The organism is Paenibacillus sp. 01L418 (assembly GCF_056400045.1).
Map to the genome: position 1 here is coordinate 1 of NZ_JBFTSN010000614.1, position 2,941 is coordinate 2,941.

A 2,941-nucleotide genomic window follows, 5' to 3' on the forward strand; every position below is an offset into this window, starting at 1 on the left:
CGGTCAAAATCTCCATTAACGACCAACGTAGAGAACGAATCGAAACCGCGTGCAAAACATTCACTAATCGCAAATGACATATGAATAATAGAAAAGCATAACGCTACTTCTTGAAAATTCCAACCCTCAATTTGGCCAAATCGCTCAAACATAAAATATAATCCTGCAAAAACAGAAAATGGCACAAAAAATTGACCTAAGGAGAGCAGCCAAAATGAGGTAAGGTACTGCGTTTGCGACTTAAACATGATCAAAATATATTTACCGAACAATCTCATATGGGTTACCCTCCATTCACAACAACTCTACGTAATGCTTTTGCCATTGCCAGCCTGCCTAAGCCCACTAGTACAACAAACCAAACCAGTTGAACACCGATGCCGATGAGCGCTTCTTCCTTAGCAATATGTCCCGAGTAAACCCGAAATGGGAAATCCGCTGTCCATCGAAACGGCAGTACATATACAATATTTTGCAGCCATGAGGGCATAAGAGGCACGGGTATAACCATGCCTGCCAGAAATTCGCCGATCACACCAAACATAAGCAGCGAGCCAGCCGGTGAAAGCGTAACGAACACGGATATGTACATCAACATAGAAAGGGCAACAATCATAAGCAGTCCAAGCAATAATGCAACGATAAACAAAACAAAGGCTGCTGGATCTTCTGGCAGCGGCATCCGGTAAGGCTCTGGCAGAAAAAAAGCTACTATCAAAACAGGGATACTTTTTAGAATGGCACTCGAGAGCCGCTGTGCAATAAGCTTGGCATACCATAATCCGTATATGCCGCTAGGTCTGCAAAGCTCATAAGCAATATTGCCTGTCGTTATAAGTCCGAATAACTCATTGTCACGGAACCACAACATAACGAACGAAAGAAAAGCCTGCTGCAGCCATACATATGTGATAAGCTGCTTCAATGAAATTGGAGGCGGAGTCGTTGTCCCGCTATAAAACGCCTCAAACACCATAATGATAATGAAACCCCAAAAAAATTGAGTCGCAACTCCCGCCAGCGCTGCGGTACGGTATTGCAATCCGTATGTGAGACGCAGCTTAAATACCGAAATATACGCTTTCATTATATTTGATGCTCCTTATACAGCTGAACGATCATATCTTCAATAGGCAAGGTATCAATCGTGACATCGAGAAGCTCCACCTGCTCAGACAGACGGATGAGCACATCGCTTATGACAACCTGAGCTGTATTGACGCTTAGCACAGCTCGCTCAGGTGACCATTCTTCAACGACAGCACCAGCAATCTCAAGCGGCTCAGCCCGGTGGCTGTATACGACGGTTATCGTTTTTTGTGTTCCGAACTGGCTGCGTATCGCACTTAGGCTGCCATCATAAAGCAGCTTTCCTTTGCCGATGAGAATAATCCGGTTCGCCAGCGCTTCAATATCATTCATGTCATGAGTGGTCAAAATGATCGTAACGCCCTTCTCTTCATTTATCGTCTTAATGAAGCGGCGCACAGCGATTTTGGATACGGCATCGAGGCCAATTGTGGGCTCATCCAGAAATAGCACACTTGGGCTGTGCAGCAGGGAAGCCGCAATTTCGCAGCGCATCCTTTGTCCAAGACTAAGCTGTCTTACTGGCATCTGAATAATTTCCTGCAGCTCAAGCGTTTCTGTAAGCAATGCTAATGTGCTTTGATACTCCTGCTCTGGCACCTTATAAATATCCCGCAGCAGATCAAAGGAATCGATGACTGGCACGTCCCACCACAGCTGAGAACGCTGACCGAAAACAACACCAATATGCTTCACATACGCGACCCGATCCTTCCACGGCGTATAACCCATGACCGTACATGTACCGCTGTCTGGCACAAGAATGCCGCTCATCACTTTAATGGTCGTTGACTTGCCCGCCCCGTTAGGTCCGATGTACCCTACAATTTCACCCGGCTCAATCGTGAAAGAAATATCGTTAAGCGCTTCCACAACTTTGTATTCCCTTTTGAATAATGCCTTTACTGCTTGCTTAACGCCTGAAGAGCGTTTAGCAACCTGATACGATTTACTTATCCCATGAACTGTAATCACTATTTTTACCTCCGCGCAAGTTTTGAGAGGGAAATACTAACATCGAAAGAATAATGTGTCAATTGTTTCCTCAATAAATGTTATTCTTCTGTGATAATGTCACCCTGTAACTGTTCTGAGATAATGTCACTATGGAACAGGAGATCATGACATTGACGAGAGCAGAGATGAAGAAGGTTTTAGTGGTAGAAAAAGTGATGGATGGACATATGACAAATAAAGAAGGAGCAATTTCATTGGGGCTGTCTGAAAGACAGCTTATCCGACTAAAGAAAAAATACCAAGCAGAAGGAGCAAAGGGCATTTCACACCAGAATCGAGGGAAGAAGCCCAAACATGCACTAAACGACGAAGTAAAAGAACGTGCTGCTTCTTTATATTCAACCAAATATTTAGGCAGCAATAGTTGTCACTTTGCAGAACTGTTGAAAGAACATGAAGATATTCATCTCAGTCCTTCCAGCGTACGACGAGTTTTACTGGATAAAGGCCTTAAACGTGCAAAGCAAAGACGCCGCAGCAAGGCCCATCAGCCACGCCAACGCAGAGCCCAAGCTGGCATGTTATGGCAAATTGATGCTACGCCGTTTAAATGGCTTGAAGAACGAGCTCCTACCTTTGCACTTCATGCTGCGATTGACGATGCCACGAGCATCGTCGTAGGCGCTATATTTCGTCCTCATGAATGCCGTGAAGGCTACTCCTTGGTTATGCAGCAAGGCATTAACCATTATGGTTTACCTCTTGGACTTTATAGTGATCGGCACACCATCTTTCGTTCGCCTAATGAGAAGCTCTCCGTGGAACAAGAACTTGCCGGTGATACCCAGCCACTCTCTAGCTTCGGAAAAGCGATGAGTGAACTTAATATTGAACA

The 2,941-nt window shown here is 44.9% G+C and carries 4 protein-coding genes; 1 reads left to right on the forward strand and 3 read right to left on the reverse strand.

Annotation, left to right across the window (positions count from 1 at the left end; translation table 11 throughout):
- From AC1DSE_RS33600 to AC1DSE_RS33610, 3 genes are all read right to left on the reverse strand, one after another.
- Window positions 1-278: ABC-2 family transporter protein (locus AC1DSE_RS33600; RefSeq protein ID WP_477528943.1), on the reverse strand; the 278-nt coding region annotated here is incomplete at its 3' end.
- 5 nt (window positions 279-283) lie between these two features.
- Window positions 284-1,087 (reverse strand): ABC transporter permease, encoded by an 804-nt coding sequence (locus AC1DSE_RS33605; RefSeq protein WP_339208552.1) that lies wholly within the window; start codon window positions 1,085-1,087, stop codon window positions 284-286.
- The gene (locus AC1DSE_RS33610; protein ID WP_441882176.1) at window positions 1,087-2,064 is read right to left on the reverse strand and encodes an ABC transporter ATP-binding protein; all 978 of its coding nucleotides are present in this window, start codon (window positions 2,062-2,064) and stop codon (window positions 1,087-1,089) included. Before AC1DSE_RS33610 ends, AC1DSE_RS33605 begins: the two co-directional genes overlap by 1 nt.
- 152 nt (window positions 2,065-2,216) lie before the next feature.
- On the opposite strand from AC1DSE_RS33610, the gene AC1DSE_RS33615 reads away from it, so the two are divergent.
- The coding region (locus AC1DSE_RS33615; RefSeq protein WP_477528944.1) for an ISNCY family transposase at window positions 2,217-2,941 on the forward strand (725 nt) is incomplete at its 3' end.

Coding starts and splice junctions, on each gene's coding strand:
- AC1DSE_RS33605 (WP_339208552.1), bottom strand. CDS start 1,087: ATGAAAGCGTATATTTCGGTATTTAAGCTGCGTCTCACATACGGATTG.